General features: G+C 65.3%; 12 protein-coding genes. 2 read left to right on the forward strand and 10 right to left on the reverse strand.

The features are described 5' to 3' along the window. Positions 1 to 70 precede the first annotated feature (70 nt). From fis to P8H27_RS06315, 10 genes are all read right to left on the reverse strand, one after another. A complete protein-coding gene (gene fis, locus P8H27_RS06270) occupies positions 71 to 391 on the reverse strand; it encodes a DNA-binding transcriptional regulator Fis (RefSeq protein ID WP_289635853.1) in 321 nt (106 codons plus the stop codon). Beyond that, entirely contained in the window at positions 388 to 1,386 is a 999-nt protein-coding gene (dusB, locus tag P8H27_RS06275) for a tRNA dihydrouridine synthase DusB (protein ID WP_289635854.1), read from the reverse strand. The genes fis and dusB overlap by 4 nt, the downstream gene beginning before the upstream one ends. 177 nt (positions 1,387 to 1,563) lie before the next feature. After that, positions 1,564 to 2,883: a DUF3426 domain-containing protein gene (locus P8H27_RS06280; RefSeq protein WP_289635855.1), complete on the reverse strand. Its 1,320-nt coding sequence runs from the start codon at positions 2,881 to 2,883 to the stop codon at positions 1,564 to 1,566. 136 nt (positions 2,884 to 3,019) lie between these two features. Continuing rightward, on the reverse strand, positions 3,020 to 3,916 hold the full coding sequence (gene prmA / locus P8H27_RS06285) for a 50S ribosomal protein L11 methyltransferase (RefSeq protein ID WP_289635856.1): 897 nt from the start codon (positions 3,914 to 3,916) through the stop codon (positions 3,020 to 3,022). 346 nt (positions 3,917 to 4,262) lie between these two features. Beyond that, positions 4,263 to 5,612: an acetyl-CoA carboxylase biotin carboxylase subunit gene (accC, locus tag P8H27_RS06290; protein WP_289635857.1), complete on the reverse strand. Its 1,350-nt coding sequence runs from the start codon at positions 5,610 to 5,612 to the stop codon at positions 4,263 to 4,265. Between the two features lie 17 nt (positions 5,613 to 5,629). Beyond that, on the reverse strand, positions 5,630 to 6,085 hold the full coding sequence (accB, locus tag P8H27_RS06295) for an acetyl-CoA carboxylase biotin carboxyl carrier protein (protein ID WP_289635858.1): 456 nt from the start codon (positions 6,083 to 6,085) through the stop codon (positions 5,630 to 5,632). A gap of 22 nt (positions 6,086 to 6,107) precedes the next feature. Continuing rightward, positions 6,108 to 6,551, reverse strand: coding sequence for a type II 3-dehydroquinate dehydratase (gene aroQ / locus P8H27_RS06300; protein ID WP_090501648.1), 444 nt, complete (start codon positions 6,549 to 6,551; stop codon positions 6,108 to 6,110). A 121-nt stretch (positions 6,552 to 6,672) separates the two neighbouring features. Continuing rightward, complete coding sequence (dsbD, locus tag P8H27_RS06305) at positions 6,673 to 8,454, reverse strand: protein-disulfide reductase DsbD (protein WP_289635881.1); 1,782 nt, start codon at positions 8,452 to 8,454, stop codon at positions 6,673 to 6,675. A 160-nt stretch (positions 8,455 to 8,614) separates the two neighbouring features. After that, a complete protein-coding gene (locus tag P8H27_RS06310) occupies positions 8,615 to 10,579 on the reverse strand; it encodes a methyl-accepting chemotaxis protein (protein WP_289635859.1) in 1,965 nt (654 codons plus the stop codon). A 139-nt stretch (positions 10,580 to 10,718) separates the two neighbouring features. Continuing rightward, positions 10,719 to 12,335, reverse strand: coding sequence for a PleD family two-component system response regulator (locus P8H27_RS06315; RefSeq protein ID WP_289635860.1), 1,617 nt, complete (start codon positions 12,333 to 12,335; stop codon positions 10,719 to 10,721). Positions 12,336 to 12,769: 434 nt separating this feature from the next. Between P8H27_RS06315 and P8H27_RS06320 the strand changes: the two genes are divergently transcribed. Together P8H27_RS06320 and P8H27_RS06325 are read left to right on the forward strand one after the other, a co-directional pair. Beyond that, positions 12,770 to 13,837 (forward strand): DUF2333 family protein, encoded by a 1,068-nt coding sequence (locus tag P8H27_RS06320; protein WP_289635861.1) that lies wholly within the window; start codon positions 12,770 to 12,772, stop codon positions 13,835 to 13,837. 2 nt (positions 13,838 to 13,839) lie between these two features. Continuing rightward, positions 13,840 to 14,373 (forward strand): NUDIX hydrolase, encoded by a 534-nt coding sequence (locus tag P8H27_RS06325; protein WP_289635862.1) that lies wholly within the window; start codon positions 13,840 to 13,842, stop codon positions 14,371 to 14,373. The last annotated feature ends 254 nt before the right edge of the window (positions 14,374 to 14,627 follow it).

A 14,627-nucleotide genomic window follows, 5' to 3' on the forward strand; every position in this document is an offset into this window, starting at 1 on the left:
AAAAATCGGGTTGGGCGGTAAACCGCGAACGTCAGGCTGCACGGGGCGGCAGTCTGCCTGGCGCGCAGCTTTAGAGCAGGTCGTACTGTTTGAGTTTCTTGCGCAGGGTGCCGCGATTCAGGCCGAGCAGTTCGGAGGCCTTGGTCTGGTTGCCCTTGACGTAGTTCATCACGGTTTCCAGCAGTGGCGCTTCCACTTCGCTGAGCACCAGGTTGTAGACGTCAGTGACGTCCGCGCCCTCGAGGTGGGCAAAATAATTGTGCAGGGCTTTCTCGACGCTGCCGCGCAGGGTTTGCCCTTCTTCGCTCAGCGTATTGAGGTGCTGTTTCAAGCTTGTGCTGTCGCTCACGGGAGCCATGTCACTTCCTAAAGTCTCGGTCAATATCGTCATGCGGCCACCCCCTCGCCATCATTATGCCGTTCGCCGAAGAACTCGCGAACGTTGCGGCACTGCGCGTCCGTGCTTTCCAAGCGATTGAATCGGGCGCGAAACTCCCTGGCGCCCGGCAGGGTTGCGAGATACCAGCCGACATGCTTGCGGGCGATGCGCACGCCCATCACCTCGCCATAGAACAGGTGCAGTTCGGCCAGATGCTCCAGCAGGATACCTTCCACCTCGAACAGGCTCGGCGCCGCCAACTGCTGCCCGGTGCGCAGGTAATGCTCGATCTCGCGGAAAATCCACGGCCGGCCCTGGGCGGCGCGGCCGATCAGCAGGCCGTCGGCGCCGGTGGCGGCAAGCACGGCCTTGGCCTTTTCCGGCGAGTCGATGTCGCCATTGGCCAGCACCGGAATCGACACCGCCTGCTTGATCGCCGCGATGCTGTCGTATTCGGCCTCGCCGGTGTAGAGGTCGGCGCGGGTGCGGCCATGCACGGCCAACGCCACTATCCCTGCCTGTTCGGCAATTTTCGCCACATCGAGGCCGTTCTTGTTCTGCCGATCCCAGCCGGTGCGGATTTTCAGGGTCACCGGCACATCCACCGCGGCGACCACTGCCTGCAAAATCTGCCGTACCAGGGGCTCGTCCTTCAGCAGGGCGGAGCCGGCCGCCTTGTTACAGACCTTCTTGGCCGGGCAGCCCATGTTGATGTCAATGATCTGCGCGCCCAATTCGACGTTGCGCTGAGCGGCTTCGGCGAGCATCTGCGGGTCGCCACCGGCGATCTGCACCGAGCGCGGCTCGGCATCGTCCTGATGGATCAAGCGCAGGCTCGACTTGCGGGTGTTCCACAGGCGCACATCGCTGGTGACCATTTCCGAGACCACCATGCCCGCACCCAGGCGGTGGCAGAGCTGGCGGAACGGCCGGTCGGTGACTCCGGCCATGGGCGCGAGAATCAGCGAGTTGGGCAATGTGTAGGGGCCGATGCATAACGCCGACATGGGGCTTCCCTGCTCAAGAGACGTGCTGTTGAGACCAAGAGACTGCGAAAAAGGGAGGGAATGATACCCGCTCTGGATGACCGGATAAAGGCCGTTTTGAACAAATTATGAACAGCTACAAGCTTGTCGCCAAAGGTTCGCTGGTGCGCGTATCGCCCCCAGGCCGAGGCGTGCAGGTTATTCCGGCGAGTGGAAACTCAGGCTGTAGTTCACCGCCTGGGTGCCCGGGTCGAGGATGTCCAGGGACACGTGAATGGGCGTCTGTGGCGGCATTTCCGCCTGTCCGGCCAGTTCGCCGGCGAGGTACTCGCTGGGTTTGAAGCGGCGGCTGGCCAGTAGCCGACCATTGATGTCGGCAAAGCGCATTTCCAACAAGGGGAATGGCTGGGAAAAAGGCGCTCGGTTATACAAGATCGCATCGACTACCAGGGCGCCGCTGAATTCTGGATGGCTGCGCACCACCAGGTTGCTGCTTTTGATCTGGCCGATATCGACCTTGGACGGCAGGGTGCAGCCAAGTGCCGGGCAGAGCTGCTCGAACCAGGGGCGGTATTGATCCTGGCGGGCCAATTCGTCGAAGTTGTAGTGAATGTGCTGGCCGATCAGGGCTGTCGCGGCCAGCAGGTTCAGTGCCGCCCAGCCGAGCCGGCGGCCCCAGGGCTGGCGGGGTGGTTGCCAGTCCAGCTGCAGTGGTTCGTCGTCCAGCTCGAACAGGTGTTCGTCGCGCAGGCCGGGCTCGCTACGGGCTGGTTTGCCATCGGGCTGGCGTGGCGTTCGGGCGTCCGGGGTGTCGAGGGGCTCCGCCTCGATGTCCTGGTCGAGGCGGGGATCATGGCGCTGGGCGCTCAAGCCCGCTTCGTCCCGCTCGGGCTCCAGGTTGTCCTTGTCCAGTGCGCTCGGTTTGAATGACGGTTCATTGTGCGCAGGGTCATGCTCCGCTTGGGCGGTGCTGGGCGGCGCTGCTGTCGGCGTAGCGTCCTGCCGGCTGAGGGGCTGGGGCGCGTCGCCGGGGGTGAGCGGGGTACTGTTCGAGGGCGCGGCGTCTTCGCGCAGCAGGGCTTCGGCCCAGTCCTCGTTATGCCCCGGCGTCCCGGCGTCCTTGGCTGTGCGGAAGGTCTCGGTATGCCGAGAGGCTTGGCTCAGGTCGCGGAACTGCTGCGACAGCTGATGTTCCTGCGCTTCCAGCTTGGCCAGCTCTTCGTCGAGGTCGAGGCTGTCGAGATCCAGATCGTCATGAATCCATAGCGTGCCGTCGCCGTCGTGGTTCTGTGGGGGCGTCGGTGCGGGCTTGGCCTGGGGCATCGGTGCGGCGGCCGGGGGCGGCAGGCGAGTGCTGTCAGGCAGGCGTTGGCCGTGCTCGAGCAGTTGCTGCGCCGCATTGAAGACGTGCAGGCAGGCTCCGCAGCGCACGGCGCCGCGAGCGGCGCCGAGTTGCACGAGATTGACCCGAAAGCTGGTGCGGCAATGGGGGCACTGGGTGACGAAACTTTCGGGCATGCGGCGATCCGGTGGCCTGCAATCGGGTACGACAGGGCGATTAGTCTAACGCAGTGCCTGAACAAGCGGCAGTGCCCGGCCCCGCCTGCGGATTTTGTCGGGCTTCGTTGCGCCGCGCCAACCTACAGGTTGGGGCCTACTCTTGGGGCGTGTCTTGGCGGCGGCTGCCGCTGATGCGTACCCAGCCGTCCTTCACCGCGGTCGGGTCGAGCACGAAGGCCTCGCTGTAGGCCGCGCGTACTTCCTCGGCCTGCTCGGCGAGTATGCCCGACAGGGCCAGACGTCCGCCGCTCTTGACCAGGCTGGTGATCTGCGCGGCCAGGGCGACCAGCGGCCCGGCGAGGATATTGGCGACCACCACGTCGGCCTGTTGCGGCGGCAGGTCGGCCGGCAGGTACAGCGGGAAACGGGCAGGGTCGATGCCGTTGCGCCCGGCATTGTCGCGCGAAGCTTCCAGGGCCTGCGGGTCGATGTCGGTGCCGACCGCCCGGGGGGCGCCCAGCAGCAGGGCGGCGATGGCCAAAATTCCCGAGCCGCAGCCGAAATCCAGCACCTGGCAGTGGCGCAGATCCTGGCTGTCGAGCCATTCCAGGCACAGCGCGGTGGTCGGGTGGGTGCCGGTGCCGAAGGCCAGGCCCGGGTCGAGCAGCAGGTTGACGGCGTCCGGCTCAGGTGCCGCATGCCAGCTGGGCACTATCCACAGGCGTTGGCCGAAGCGCATGGGGTGGAAGTTATCCATCCAGCTGCGTTCCCAGTCCTGATCGGCGATCACCTCGGCCTGATGTTCCGGTAGCTCGGCGCCAGTCAGCAGTTGCAGGTGGGCAAACACCGCCTCGGCCGCGGTGTCGGCTTCGAACAGGGCGAGCAGGTGGGTGTGCGACCACAGCGGGGTGGTGCCCAGATCCGGCTCGAAAATCGGTTGATCTTCGGCGTCCATAAAGGTCACCGACACCGCGCCCACTTCCAGCAGGGCGTCTTCGTAGGTTTCTGCCTGCTCCGGGGCGATGGCGAGACGGACTTGTAACCAGGGCATGGGAAACCTCGTGAGCGCTGGGGCGTGATGGTGCAATTGGCCGCGCAGCTTACTGTAAGCCTGGGGTTGCCTGCCACCGCCGGGCGGGTCAGAAGCGACAAGGGCCGCCCAATGGCAGCCCTTGTCTAGCATTTCAGTCATGACCTCGCGAGCTAGAGCGAGACAAGGCGCTACGTAGTAACAGCCTTTGGCTGGTCAAAACGGCCGAGGAAGCGGAGTTTACGTCTGTAAATGAGCATTACTCGCTCCGCTCGCCCTTCGGGCCGCGCTAAAGCGCGTTAGCCGCAAGCGGCTGCCTGAGGCCGTTTTTAACGCAGTATCGCCGACGCGCAGCAGGTCATTGGGCTTAGTGCTTGTCCATACCCAGCTTCTTCTCCAGGTAATGGATATTCACGCCGCCCTTGCAGAAGCCCTTGTCGCGCACCAGGTCGCGGTGCAGCGGCACGTTGGTCTTGATGCCGTCGACCACGATCTCGTCCAGGGCGTTGCGCATGCGCGCCATGGCCTCGTCGCGGGTCGCGCCGTAGGTGATCAGCTTGCCGATCAGCGAGTCGTAGTGCGGCGGTACGGTGTAGCCGCTGTACAGGTGCGAGTCGACCCGCACGCCATTGCCGCCGGGGGCATGGAAGTGCTTGACCTTGCCCGGGCAGGGCATGAAGTTGTCCGGGTCTTCGGCGTTGATCCGGCATTCCAGGGCGTGGCCGCGGATCACCACGTCGTCCTGGGTGAACGACAGCTTGTTGCCGGCGGCGATGCTGAGCATCTCCTTGACGATGTCGATGCCGGTGACCATTTCCGAGACCGGGTGCTCGACCTGCACGCGGGTGTTCATCTCGATGAAGTAGAAGTGGCCGTCCTCGTAGAGGAACTCGAAGGTGCCGGCGCCGCGATAACCGATCTCGATACAGGCATCGACGCAGCGCTTGAGCACTTCGGCGCGCGACTGTTCGTTGATGAACGGCGCCGGCGCTTCTTCCAATACCTTCTGGTGGCGGCGCTGCAGCGAGCAGTCGCGGTCGCCCAGGTGGATGGCTTGGCCCTGGCCGTCGGACAGAACCTGGACTTCCACGTGGCGTGGGTTGCCGAGGAACTTCTCCAGATAGACCATCGGGTTGCCGAACACCGAACCGGCTTCGCTGCGGGTCAGCTTGGCCGATTTGATCAGGTCTTCTTCCTTGTACACCACGCGCATGCCGCGACCGCCGCCGCCGCCGGCGGCCTTGATGATCACCGGGTAGCCGACTTCACGGGCAATCGCCAGGGCGGTTTCCTCGTCTTCCGGCAGCGGGCCGTCGGAGCCGGGTACCACCGGCACGCCGGCGCGCTTCATGGCGTCCTTGGCCGAGACCTTGTCGCCCATCAGGCGAATGGTTGCCGCGGTTGGGCCGATAAAGGCGAAGCCGGAGTTTTCCACCTGCTCGGCAAAATCGGCGTTTTCCGCGAGGAAGCCGTAGCCGGGGTGGATGGCGGTGGCGCCGGTGACTTCGGCGGCGCTGATGATCGCCGGAATATTCAGGTAGGACAGGGCGCCGGAAGCCGGGCCGATGCACACCGATTCGTCGGCCAGGCCCAGGTGCATCAACTCGCGGTCGGCGGTGGAGTGCACCGCGACGGTCTTGATGCCCAGCTCTTTGCAGGCGCGCAAGACGCGCAGGGCGATCTCGCCGCGGTTGGCGATCAGAACTTTTTCCAACATCGCAGGCTCTCCGCGGTTCAAACGATGGTGAACAGGGGCTGGTCGTATTCCACCGGCTGGCCGTTCTCGCCCAGGATGGATTCGATGGTGCCGCTGCTCTCTGCCTCGATGTGGTTCATCATCTTCATGGCTTCGACGATGCACAGGATGTCGCCTTTCTTCACGCTCGAACCCACTTCAACGAAGTTGGCCGAGGTCGGCGAGGCGGCGCGGAAGAAGGTGCCGACCATCGGCGAACGCACCACGGTGCCGTTCAGCTTGGCGGCCGCCGGGGCGGCGGTTTCGGCGCTTGCAACGGGGGCGGCAGGCGCTGCCGGTGCAGGCTGTGGGGCGTACACGGGTGGCTGGGCGTAGGCCGGTTGCTTGCCGTGACGGCTGATGCGCACGGACTCTTCGCCTTCGCGAATCTCCAGCTCGTCGATGCCGGACTCTTCCAGCAGTTCGATCAGTTTCTTGACTTTACGTATATCCATAGTGGCTCAACTCCCAGTGAGGTCAGGGCTGTTCAAGTTGTTCGAGTGCGGCCTCCAGGGCCAGCCGGTAACCGCTGGCGCCAAGGCCGCAGATCACCCCTACGGCAACATCGGAAAAGTAGGAGTGATGGCGGAAAGCTTCGCGTTTGTGCACGTTGGACAGGTGCACTTCGATGAATGGGATGCTCACCGCCAGCAATGCGTCACGTAATGCGACGCTGGTGTGGGTGAAAGCGGCGGGATTGATCAGGATAAAGTCGACACCTTCGCCTTTTGCGGCGTGAATGCGCTCGATCAGCTCGTACTCGGCATTGCTCTGCAGATAGAGCAGATGGTGGCCGGCCTCGCGGGCGCGGCGCTCCAGGTCGAGGTTGATCTGCTCCAGGGTGGTGGCGCCATAGACGCCCGGCTCGCGGCTGCCGAGCAAATTGAGATTGGGGCCGTGCAGCACCAGTAAGGTGGCCATGATCCGGTGTTCCTTGTTGTTGGCACTGGCGGACTATGCCGGAGACGGCGCAAGGCTGTCCAGTTGCCGGCAATAGCCGGCACGATGCCGGTAGTTTGCGTTATTTATCTGACTGTGAGCGTTAGCGGCGTTCGCTGGCCTGGCTTAGGCGAGCGGCAAAGGCTGGCGCGTCGATTTCACCGACCACCCGCAGATCCTGCCATTCGTTACCCTTGGCATCGAACAACAGGATGGCTGGCGGGCCAAACAGTTGGTAGCGATCGAGCAGGGCGCGCTGGGCGCTGTTGCTCTCGGTGATATCGAAGCGCACCAGGCGATAGCCGCCCAGTTGGCTGGCGACTGGCGGGGCGTTGAGCACTTCGCGCTCGATCACCTTGCAGCTGATGCACCAGTCGGCGTACCAGTCGAGCAGCAGGGGTTGGCCTGCGGCTTGCGCGGCGGCGAAGGCGGCGTCCAGTTCGGCCGGGCGGCTGATGGTCTGCCAGCGGTTGCTCTCCGGTTGCTCGCTGGCGCTGCCGGCCAATGGCATCTGCCCGAGCGGCCGCAGGGGGTCGTCCTGGCCTTGCAGCGCGCCGGTCCAGGCGGCCAGGGCATAGACCAGCAGTGCCAGGCCGGCCAATTGGCTGAGCTTCTGTTTGTGGGTTTTCGGCCCGAGTTCGAGGGCGCCGAGGAACAGCGCCACGCCGCCGGCGAGCAGGCCCCACAAGGCCAGGGACAGCTGACCCGGCAGCACCCGTTCGAGCAACCACACGGCCACCGCCAGCAGCAGCACGCCGAAGGCGTTGCGCACGCCAATCATCCAGGTGCCCGACTTTGGCAACAGGGCGCCGCCACCGGTGGCGAACAGCACCAGCGGCGCACCCATGCCCAGGCCCAGGGCGAACAGTTTCAAGCCGCCGCCCAAAGCATCGCCGCTGGCGCTGATATACAGCAGGGCGCCGGCCAGGGGGGCCGACACGCAGGGCGACACCAGCAGGCTGGAGAGTACGCCGAGCAGGGCGGCGTTAGCGTAAGAGCCGCCGCGGGTCTTGCCGGCCAGGCGATCGAGCGGTTCGCTGAAACGGCGCGGCAGGCGCAGTTCGTAGACGCCGAACATGGCCAGGGCGAACACCGCGAAGAAGGCGGCGAAGGGCACCAGAATCCACGCCGATTGCAGGCGCGCCTGCAGGTTGAGGCCGGCACCGAACACCCCCATCAGGGCGCCAAGCACGGCGAAGCAGGCGGCCATCGGCAGCACATAGGCCAACGACAGGCTGAAGCTGCGCAGCCCGCCAACCTGGCCGCGCAGCACCACGCCGGAGAGGATCGGCAGCATCGGCAAGACGCAGGGGGTAAAGGTCAGGCCCAGTCCGGCGAGAAAGAACAGCGCCAGGTCGGCCCAGCTCCAGCTGCTGCCCGTGGCGTCCGGCGGGGCGGGGGTGGCGCCGGGGGCAGGCAGGCCGCCGCCGATCTTCAGCTGTTCGGTTTCCGGTGGGTAACACAGGCCCTTGTCGGCGCAGCCCTGGTAGCTGACGTTGAGATTGAACGGGCGCTTGTCCGGGTTATTCAGCGGCAACTCGACATCCAGTACGCCGTGGTACACCTCGACATCGCCGAAGTATTCGTCGAACTTCGCCTCGCCGGCCGGCAATTGCGCGGTGCCCAGGCCGACATCGGCGGGTTCGCTGCTGAATTGGAAGCGGTGTCTGTAGAGGTAGTAACCCTCGGCGGCGACGAAACGCAGTTTGATCGACTCGGTCGAACTGTCGATCAGGCTCAGGCGGAACGCCTCGCGCACGGGGAGGAAGTCTGCGCTGTTGTTCAATGGCGCGCCCAGCGCTGCCGGGGCGGGACGGTTGTCGAACAGACCCGCGCCAGCGGGCAGGGCAAGCAGCAGCAGGATCAGGCAGAGCAAACGACGCATGGTGGTCTCGCGGGTCGGAAGTACCTGCATCATAACCAAGGCTGCGCTCTAGCGGCAGGGAGCAGCCTGTAAGCAGGCTTGTCGGGCGGGGCAGAAGCCGGCTGGCGCGCTTGCACGGCGATCCTGCGACCGATGGTCGCGCCTGCTCCTTGCCCGGCGTCTATAGGCGAAACGCCTGCACCGCGGAGTGCAGCTGACCGCCCACTTGCAACAAGCGATCGCCTTGTTGGCGACCTGCGCCGATACGCACCAGGTTGTCGCCGCCGAGCCGGTGGATGCGTTCGCTGTGGCCGCGAATCTCGCTGACCGCGCCGCTCTGCTGGGCGGTGGCGTCGGCGATGCGTCCGGCCATGCTGGCGATGGTGCGAATCGCCGCGATGATTTCATCCAAGGCTCCATCGGCCGCCTCGGCCTGACCGGCGCTGGCCTGGGCGTGCTCGACCTGGGTGCGCATGGCGCTGACGGATTGCTGGGCGGCCTGTTGCAGGCGGCCGATCAGTTCCTGGATTTGCGCGGTGGCGCCGCTGGTGCGCTGCGACAGCGAGCGCACCTCGTCGGCGACCACGGCGAAGCCGCGGCCGGCCTCGCCGGCGCGGGCCGCTTCGATGGCGGCGTTGAGGGCCAGCAGGTTGGTTTGCTCGGCGATGCCGCGGATCACCGTCAATACCTTGCCGATGGTCGCGGTTTCCTCGGCCAGGTGTTCGATGGCCTGGGCGTTACCCTGCACTTCGCCGACCAGCGCATGCAGCCCGCTGAGACTTTGGCCGATCACTTGCTGGCCCTGCTCCAGGGCGCGGTCGGCATCGCGGCTGGCGTCGGCGGCCTGGCTGGCGTCGCCGGCGACTTGCTGGATGGTCGCTTCCAGTTCGCCGAGGGCGTCGCGAATCTGCGCGGTATCGCCGGCCTGGCGTTCGGCACCGGCATGCAGGCCGCCGCTGAGGTCGGCCAGGGTGCGACTGGAGCCGGCAACCTGTTCGGCATGCAGGCGGATGCTGCCGACCAGGTCGACCAGATAGGCACGCAGGCGGTTCAGCGATGCCTCGATATCGGCCAGTTCGCGGGTGCGCGACGCCAGGCGGATGTCCTCGGCGAAATCGCCCTGGGCCCAGGCCGACAGGGCCGGCACCAGGTGCTTGAGCACCCGGCTCAGGCGCCGCTGAATGGTATCGATGGTCAGGGCGATCAGCAGGATCAGGCCGATCATCAGGCCCTGCAGCAGGCGCACCTCGCCCTGAATCCGCGCATGCTCGGCGCGCACGGCCGGTTCCAGGGTGGCGAGGGCGTCTTGCACGCCATCGACCTGGTTGCGGGTGGCGTTGGTCAGGGCGGCGCGTTGTTCGATCAGGCCGCGGGTGCGCCGCAGTTCGCTCGGGTAGCGGCTGATCAGGCTGGCCAGGTCGCGTTTGAGGGCGATGCCGCGGTCTTCTGCCGGGGCGCGGTCGTCATCCCCGCTCAGGCCGAGCAGGGCGGAAAAGGCCGCGCTGGCGGAGTGGCTGTCAGCGGCGACGCCCAGTAGCGGCAGAGCGTTGAGGGCTCGGGCCTGCAGGTCGAGCGCCGCCAGCTCGCGCTCGACGTCGTCGGCCAGTGCGCTGCGCCCGCTGCTGACCAGTTTGTCGCGGGCATGGGCCAGGCGGCTCAGGTGCAGGGCGGCGGCGAACAATGGCCGGCGGTAGTCGCCGGCCTGGCTGGCGTCGCCGTTGTCGGCGTAGCGCGCGAGTTGTTCCAGGGCTCCGCCCATCTCGCGTTCGGCTTGCAGCAGCAGGCCTTGGGGGTCGCCGGCCAGCTTGCCGGCGGCGAGCAGTTGGTTGGCGCTGAAGGACTGCAACGCCGCTAGGCTGGGGCGCAGCTCCTCGGCCAGGGATGGCGGCAGCTCGGCCAGGGCGGGGGTCAGATTTTCCAGGGCCTGGATGGCCGCGCTGTGCCGCAGGGCATCGCCGCTGCCGAGGTAGCCGAGGATATTGTGCGCCGCTTCCCGCTGAAACTGCTGGGACAGGCTCAGGTAGCGCTCCATCAGCAGGTAAGGCCGCTCCAGGGCGCGTTGCGACCACCAGAGGGTGGTTGCCAGGGCGACGCAGACGGTGACCAGCAGCAGGGTGTTGAGGTTGGTAAGTGATTTCAGGCGCATAGGACTCGACCGGCGACGGAACGCTACTGGCGGCGCCCGACGAGGTCTGGGCGCTGCTTCCCAGGCCCTGAAGTTATTGCGTTTTCATGACAGGGTTATGACGCTGCGGGCGCCGTCACAGATTTCTCGCGAGGCCTGGTTAGCCGCCGAAGACCTCGACCCGGTTGCGCCCGCCGTGTTTGGCCACGTAGAGCGCCTCGTCGGCCTGCTGGGTCAGGGCCTGGCTGTTCATTTCGCCCTGCAACTGGGCGACGCCAGCGCTGAAGGTGCAGGACAGATCCAGCGGTTGCGCCGGGTAGTGGATCTCGGCGAAGCGTTGGCGAATTTCGTCGAGCACCCGGTGAGCGGCCTGGGCGCTGGTGTTGGGCATGACCACGGCGAACTCTTCGCCGCCGTAGCGGCCGATGTGGTCGCTCTTGCGCAGGCGCTGCTTGAGGAACAGCGCCAGGCCCTTGATCACCCGGTCACCCATGGGGTGGCCGTAGTTGTCGTTGACCTTCTTGAAGAAGTCGATATCGAGCATGGCGAAACTCAGCGGCTGCCGGTCACGCCGGGCGCGATAGAGGGCATCTTCGAGTAGTTGCAGGGTGTGGGTGTGGTTGTACAGGCCGGTCAGGCTGTCGCGCACCATGCGCGCCTTGAGGTTGCGCGCGCGGGCGGCGCGGTTGCGCACGGTGGCGATCAGGTGGCGCGGCTTGATCGGTTTGGTGAGGAAATCGTCGCCGCCTTCGCTCATGGCGTCGAGCTGCTTGTCGAGGTCGTCTTCGGCGGACAGGTAGATGATCGGCACGCTGACGTAGCGGTCGTTGTGGCGGATCACCTTGGCCAGTTCGGTGCCGTTGCAGTCCGGCATGTACATGTCGAGGATGATCAGGTCGGGCTGGAATTCGGCCAGTTCATTCATGGCCTGGATCGGCTCGGTCAGCGTGCGGGTGAGGATCCCGGCGCTGTTGAGCACCCGTTCGGTGTGGGTGGCCTGGGCGCGTGAGTCGTCGACGATCAGCACTCTATAGGGCTCGTACTGCGCCACATGGGCCAGCACTTCGATGCGCTCGAGCAGGCTGGAGGCATCCAGGGTACCGGTGAAGAATTCCTGGCCGCCGGCGCGTACCGCGGCGAGGCGGGTCGGCGTGTCGGTGTCCTGGTGGCTGTAGAACAGCAGGGGGATTTTCTCTTCCAGGCCTTGCTGTGCCGCGTGGGCCAGTTGCAGGCCGGCGCCGGGGCCGGAGAAGTCCACTTCCATGAGGATGGCCGCCGGGTGGCGCTCGAGCATGGCCGAGTGGAAGGCGTTGGCGCTGTCCAGCGGTAGCGCGGCCATGCCGAAGTATTCCAGTTGCTGCGCCAGACGCTCGGCCCGTTCGAAGTGCTGCAGGGCCAGGTACACCGGTTTGCGCAGCGGCGGCAGCACGGTTTGTTCGAAGCGGTCGCCGCGGCGTAGCCCGGTGCGCGACAGGCGTTGCATGAGCTGGTTGAGTTGGCTGATCAGCTCGCTGTTGAGGCGCCCGCGATTGTCCGCCGTCGCTTGCAGGCAAGCGCCGATGCTCTGGGCCAGTTGGAGGTGTTCGGCCTGCTCGAAACGCTCGGCATAGCGTTGCAGCAACAGGGTGGCCTCGCGCAGTTCATGCATGCCGCGCTGGTTCCACTCGTTGCGCTGCAGACGTTGCCAGACTTCCAGGGTTTGCCGCGCCTGATGGATCACGCGCTGGGCAAAGTGCTGCTTGAGGCGGTCGCGGCTGGGGTCTTCGTGCTCGGTCATGGCCCGGATTCCAAATTGAAGGCGGCGTAAACGATCTTCCTTAGTGGCTTCATGCTATCACCGCTGGTTTGGCCAGTAATACCGTCGATCTTTCGGTGTGAGCCTCCGGTCACATTGACCGCCGTGCGGATCAGGAGTTTCGGCGCGGCCAAGTTTGTTACCCGGCACTGCGCATCGGCCTGCGCTTCACTTATAGTGCGAGGCTGTTGTGCAACCTTGGATCAAGCAACCTGTCAGACTTAGGACTGTCCTACTGCGGAAAAGCCGGTTTGGTTATTTTCTGCGCACTTTTTCGTTAAATAGAGCGACTATTCCTCTCAAAAGCGCGCAAAAACTGCCTCAAACCGGACTTTCCCTCGCGACGGACGCCAAAGTCAGACAGGCTGCCTGGGTTGTGGTCGAACAGCCAAATGCCGTAGATAAAGGACATTGCCATGCTGGACTGGAAAAAACGCGCTGCAGGCGCGCGCGACAGCGTTGATGACTCTGTGGATGACGTGCGCAGCTACCTCGGAGGTGGCTGGCTCAGCCGCTCAGTGGGCGGCTTGCTCGGTCTCTACCTGTTGCTGGCGCTGGTGGTCGGTTGGTACTGGAGTCAGGAACCGGAGCAATTCCCGGTGCAGCAGCGTGCCGAGACTGCGGCGCAACGCGCGCAGCACCAGATGGTCAATGGCTACACCACGGCGGTCACCCTCAAGCATGTCGCCAGCACCTTGCTGGATAAACCGGGCGGTTACCTGTCCAACGACCTGGCTCCGCCGGGGCTGTGGCTGGACAATATGCCGAGCTGGGAATTTGGGGTGCTGGTGCAGGTGCGTGACATGGCGCGCGCCATGCGCAAGGACTTCACCCGTTCGCAGTCGCAGTCCACCGAAGATCCGGATCTGGCCAAGGCCGAACCGCGCTTCCACTTCGACAACAAGAGCTGGGCGCTGCCGGCATCCGAGGCGGAGTACCGCGAAGCGATCAAATCACTGGATCGCTATATGGCGCGGTTGGGCGATCCGAGCCAGTCGAGCGGGCAGTTTTATACCCGTGCCGACAACCTTAGCGCCTGGCTGGGCGATGCGGCGACTCGTCTGGGTTCGCTGTCGCAGCGTTTGTCGGCCAGCGTCGGCCAGGTGCGCCTGAACACCGGTAGCGATCTGCAAGACGTGGTCGAAGGTCAGGTGGTGCACGTCAACGAGGGCACTTACGAGACGCCGTGGATGCAGATCGACAACGTGTTCTACGAAGCCCGTGGCCAGGCCTGGGCGTTGGCGCACCTGTTGCGCGCCATCGAAGTGGATTTCGCCGATGTCCTGGTGAAGAAGAACGCCACCGTCAGCCTGCGCCAGGTGATCCGCGAACTGGAGGCGGCGCAGGAAACCCTGTGGAGCCCGATGATCCTCAATGGCAGTGGCTATGGCCTGCTGGCCAACCATTCGCTGGTGATGGCCAACTATATTTCGCGGGCCAATGCCGGGCTCATCGATCTGCGCCAACTGTTGTCGCAGGGCTAGTCATGCGTATTTCCGCCGCCGAGATGGCGCATCGCGCCGCCTCCGATGCCGAACTGATCGCCTGGGTCGACGAACAGGATCGGCCGCTCGGCGGGGTGTTGCGCGCCGAGTTGCGCGAGCGCCGGCTGATTGGTCGTGGCACCTATATCCTGCTGTTCAACTCGGCCGGTGAGTTGTGCGTGCACCGGCGTACCCTGAGCAAGGCGCTGTACCCGGGCTATTGGGATGTGGCCGCCGGCGGCATGGTGCTGGAGGGTGAGAGTTACGCCGAGTCTGCTGCGCGCGAACTGGCCGAGGAGCTTGGGGTCGAGGATGCGCTGCTGGTCGAGCATGCGCATTTCTTCTACGACGCCGCGGAAAGCCGTCTGTGGTGCAGGGCTTACTCGGCGGTGTCCGATGCGCCGCTGGTGCTGCAGCCGGAGGAAGTGCTGGAGGCGCGGTTCATGCCCATCGACGAGGCCTTGGCCGATACCAAACGCAAGCCCTATTGCCCCGACTCGCTGGCGGCGCTCGAGCGCTACTTGGCGAGAACCTAGGATGGGTGGCGCCTCGCGATCCCCATGCGGTTTGGGCGTTTCCTGAGTCTCGGGGGTGATGGGTTACGCCTGCTCACCCATCCTAGGTCGCGGCCTGTCAGGGATTTCGAGCGTTGCTGTGGAGGATCCCGAACGGCGTCGCCAATCCAGCGATTAATGGTGCATCTTGGCTCTTAGCAATCGCCCGCTTTGCCGTTACACTGCGCGCCCTCCAAGCCCGAGCCGTCCAGCTCGGGTGCGCCGCCCCTGCCAGA

The organism is Pseudomonas sp. sp1636, from assembly GCF_030376615.1.
GTDB lineage: Bacteria > Pseudomonadota > Gammaproteobacteria > Pseudomonadales > Pseudomonadaceae > Aquipseudomonas.

Excerpts from the sequence above, each read along its gene's own strand:
- fis (WP_289635853.1), bottom strand. The coding sequence starts at position 391 with ATGACGATATTGACCGAGACTTTAGGAAGTGACATGGCTCCCGTGAGC.
- dusB (WP_289635854.1), bottom strand. The coding sequence starts at position 1,386 with ATGTCGGCGTTATGCATCGGCCCCTACACATTGCCCAACTCGCTGATT.
- P8H27_RS06280 (WP_289635855.1), bottom strand. The coding sequence starts at position 2,883 with ATGCCCGAAAGTTTCGTCACCCAGTGCCCCCATTGCCGCACCAGCTTT.
- prmA (WP_289635856.1), bottom strand. The coding sequence starts at position 3,916 with ATGCCCTGGTTACAAGTCCGTCTCGCCATCGCCCCGGAGCAGGCAGAA.
- accC (WP_289635857.1), bottom strand. The coding sequence starts at position 5,612 with ATGTTGGAAAAAGTTCTGATCGCCAACCGCGGCGAGATCGCCCTGCGC.
- accB (WP_289635858.1), bottom strand. The coding sequence starts at position 6,085 with ATGGATATACGTAAAGTCAAGAAACTGATCGAACTGCTGGAAGAGTCC.
- aroQ (WP_090501648.1), bottom strand. The coding sequence starts at position 6,551 with ATGGCCACCTTACTGGTGCTGCACGGCCCCAATCTCAATTTGCTCGGC.
- dsbD (WP_289635881.1), bottom strand. The coding sequence starts at position 8,454 with ATGCGTCGTTTGCTCTGCCTGATCCTGCTGCTGCTTGCCCTGCCCGCT.
- P8H27_RS06310 (WP_289635859.1), bottom strand. The coding sequence starts at position 10,579 with ATGCGCCTGAAATCACTTACCAACCTCAACACCCTGCTGCTGGTCACC.
- P8H27_RS06315 (WP_289635860.1), bottom strand. The coding sequence starts at position 12,335 with ATGACCGAGCACGAAGACCCCAGCCGCGACCGCCTCAAGCAGCACTTT.
- P8H27_RS06320 (WP_289635861.1), top strand. The coding sequence starts at position 12,770 with ATGCTGGACTGGAAAAAACGCGCTGCAGGCGCGCGCGACAGCGTTGAT.
- P8H27_RS06325 (WP_289635862.1), top strand. The coding sequence starts at position 13,840 with ATGCGTATTTCCGCCGCCGAGATGGCGCATCGCGCCGCCTCCGATGCC.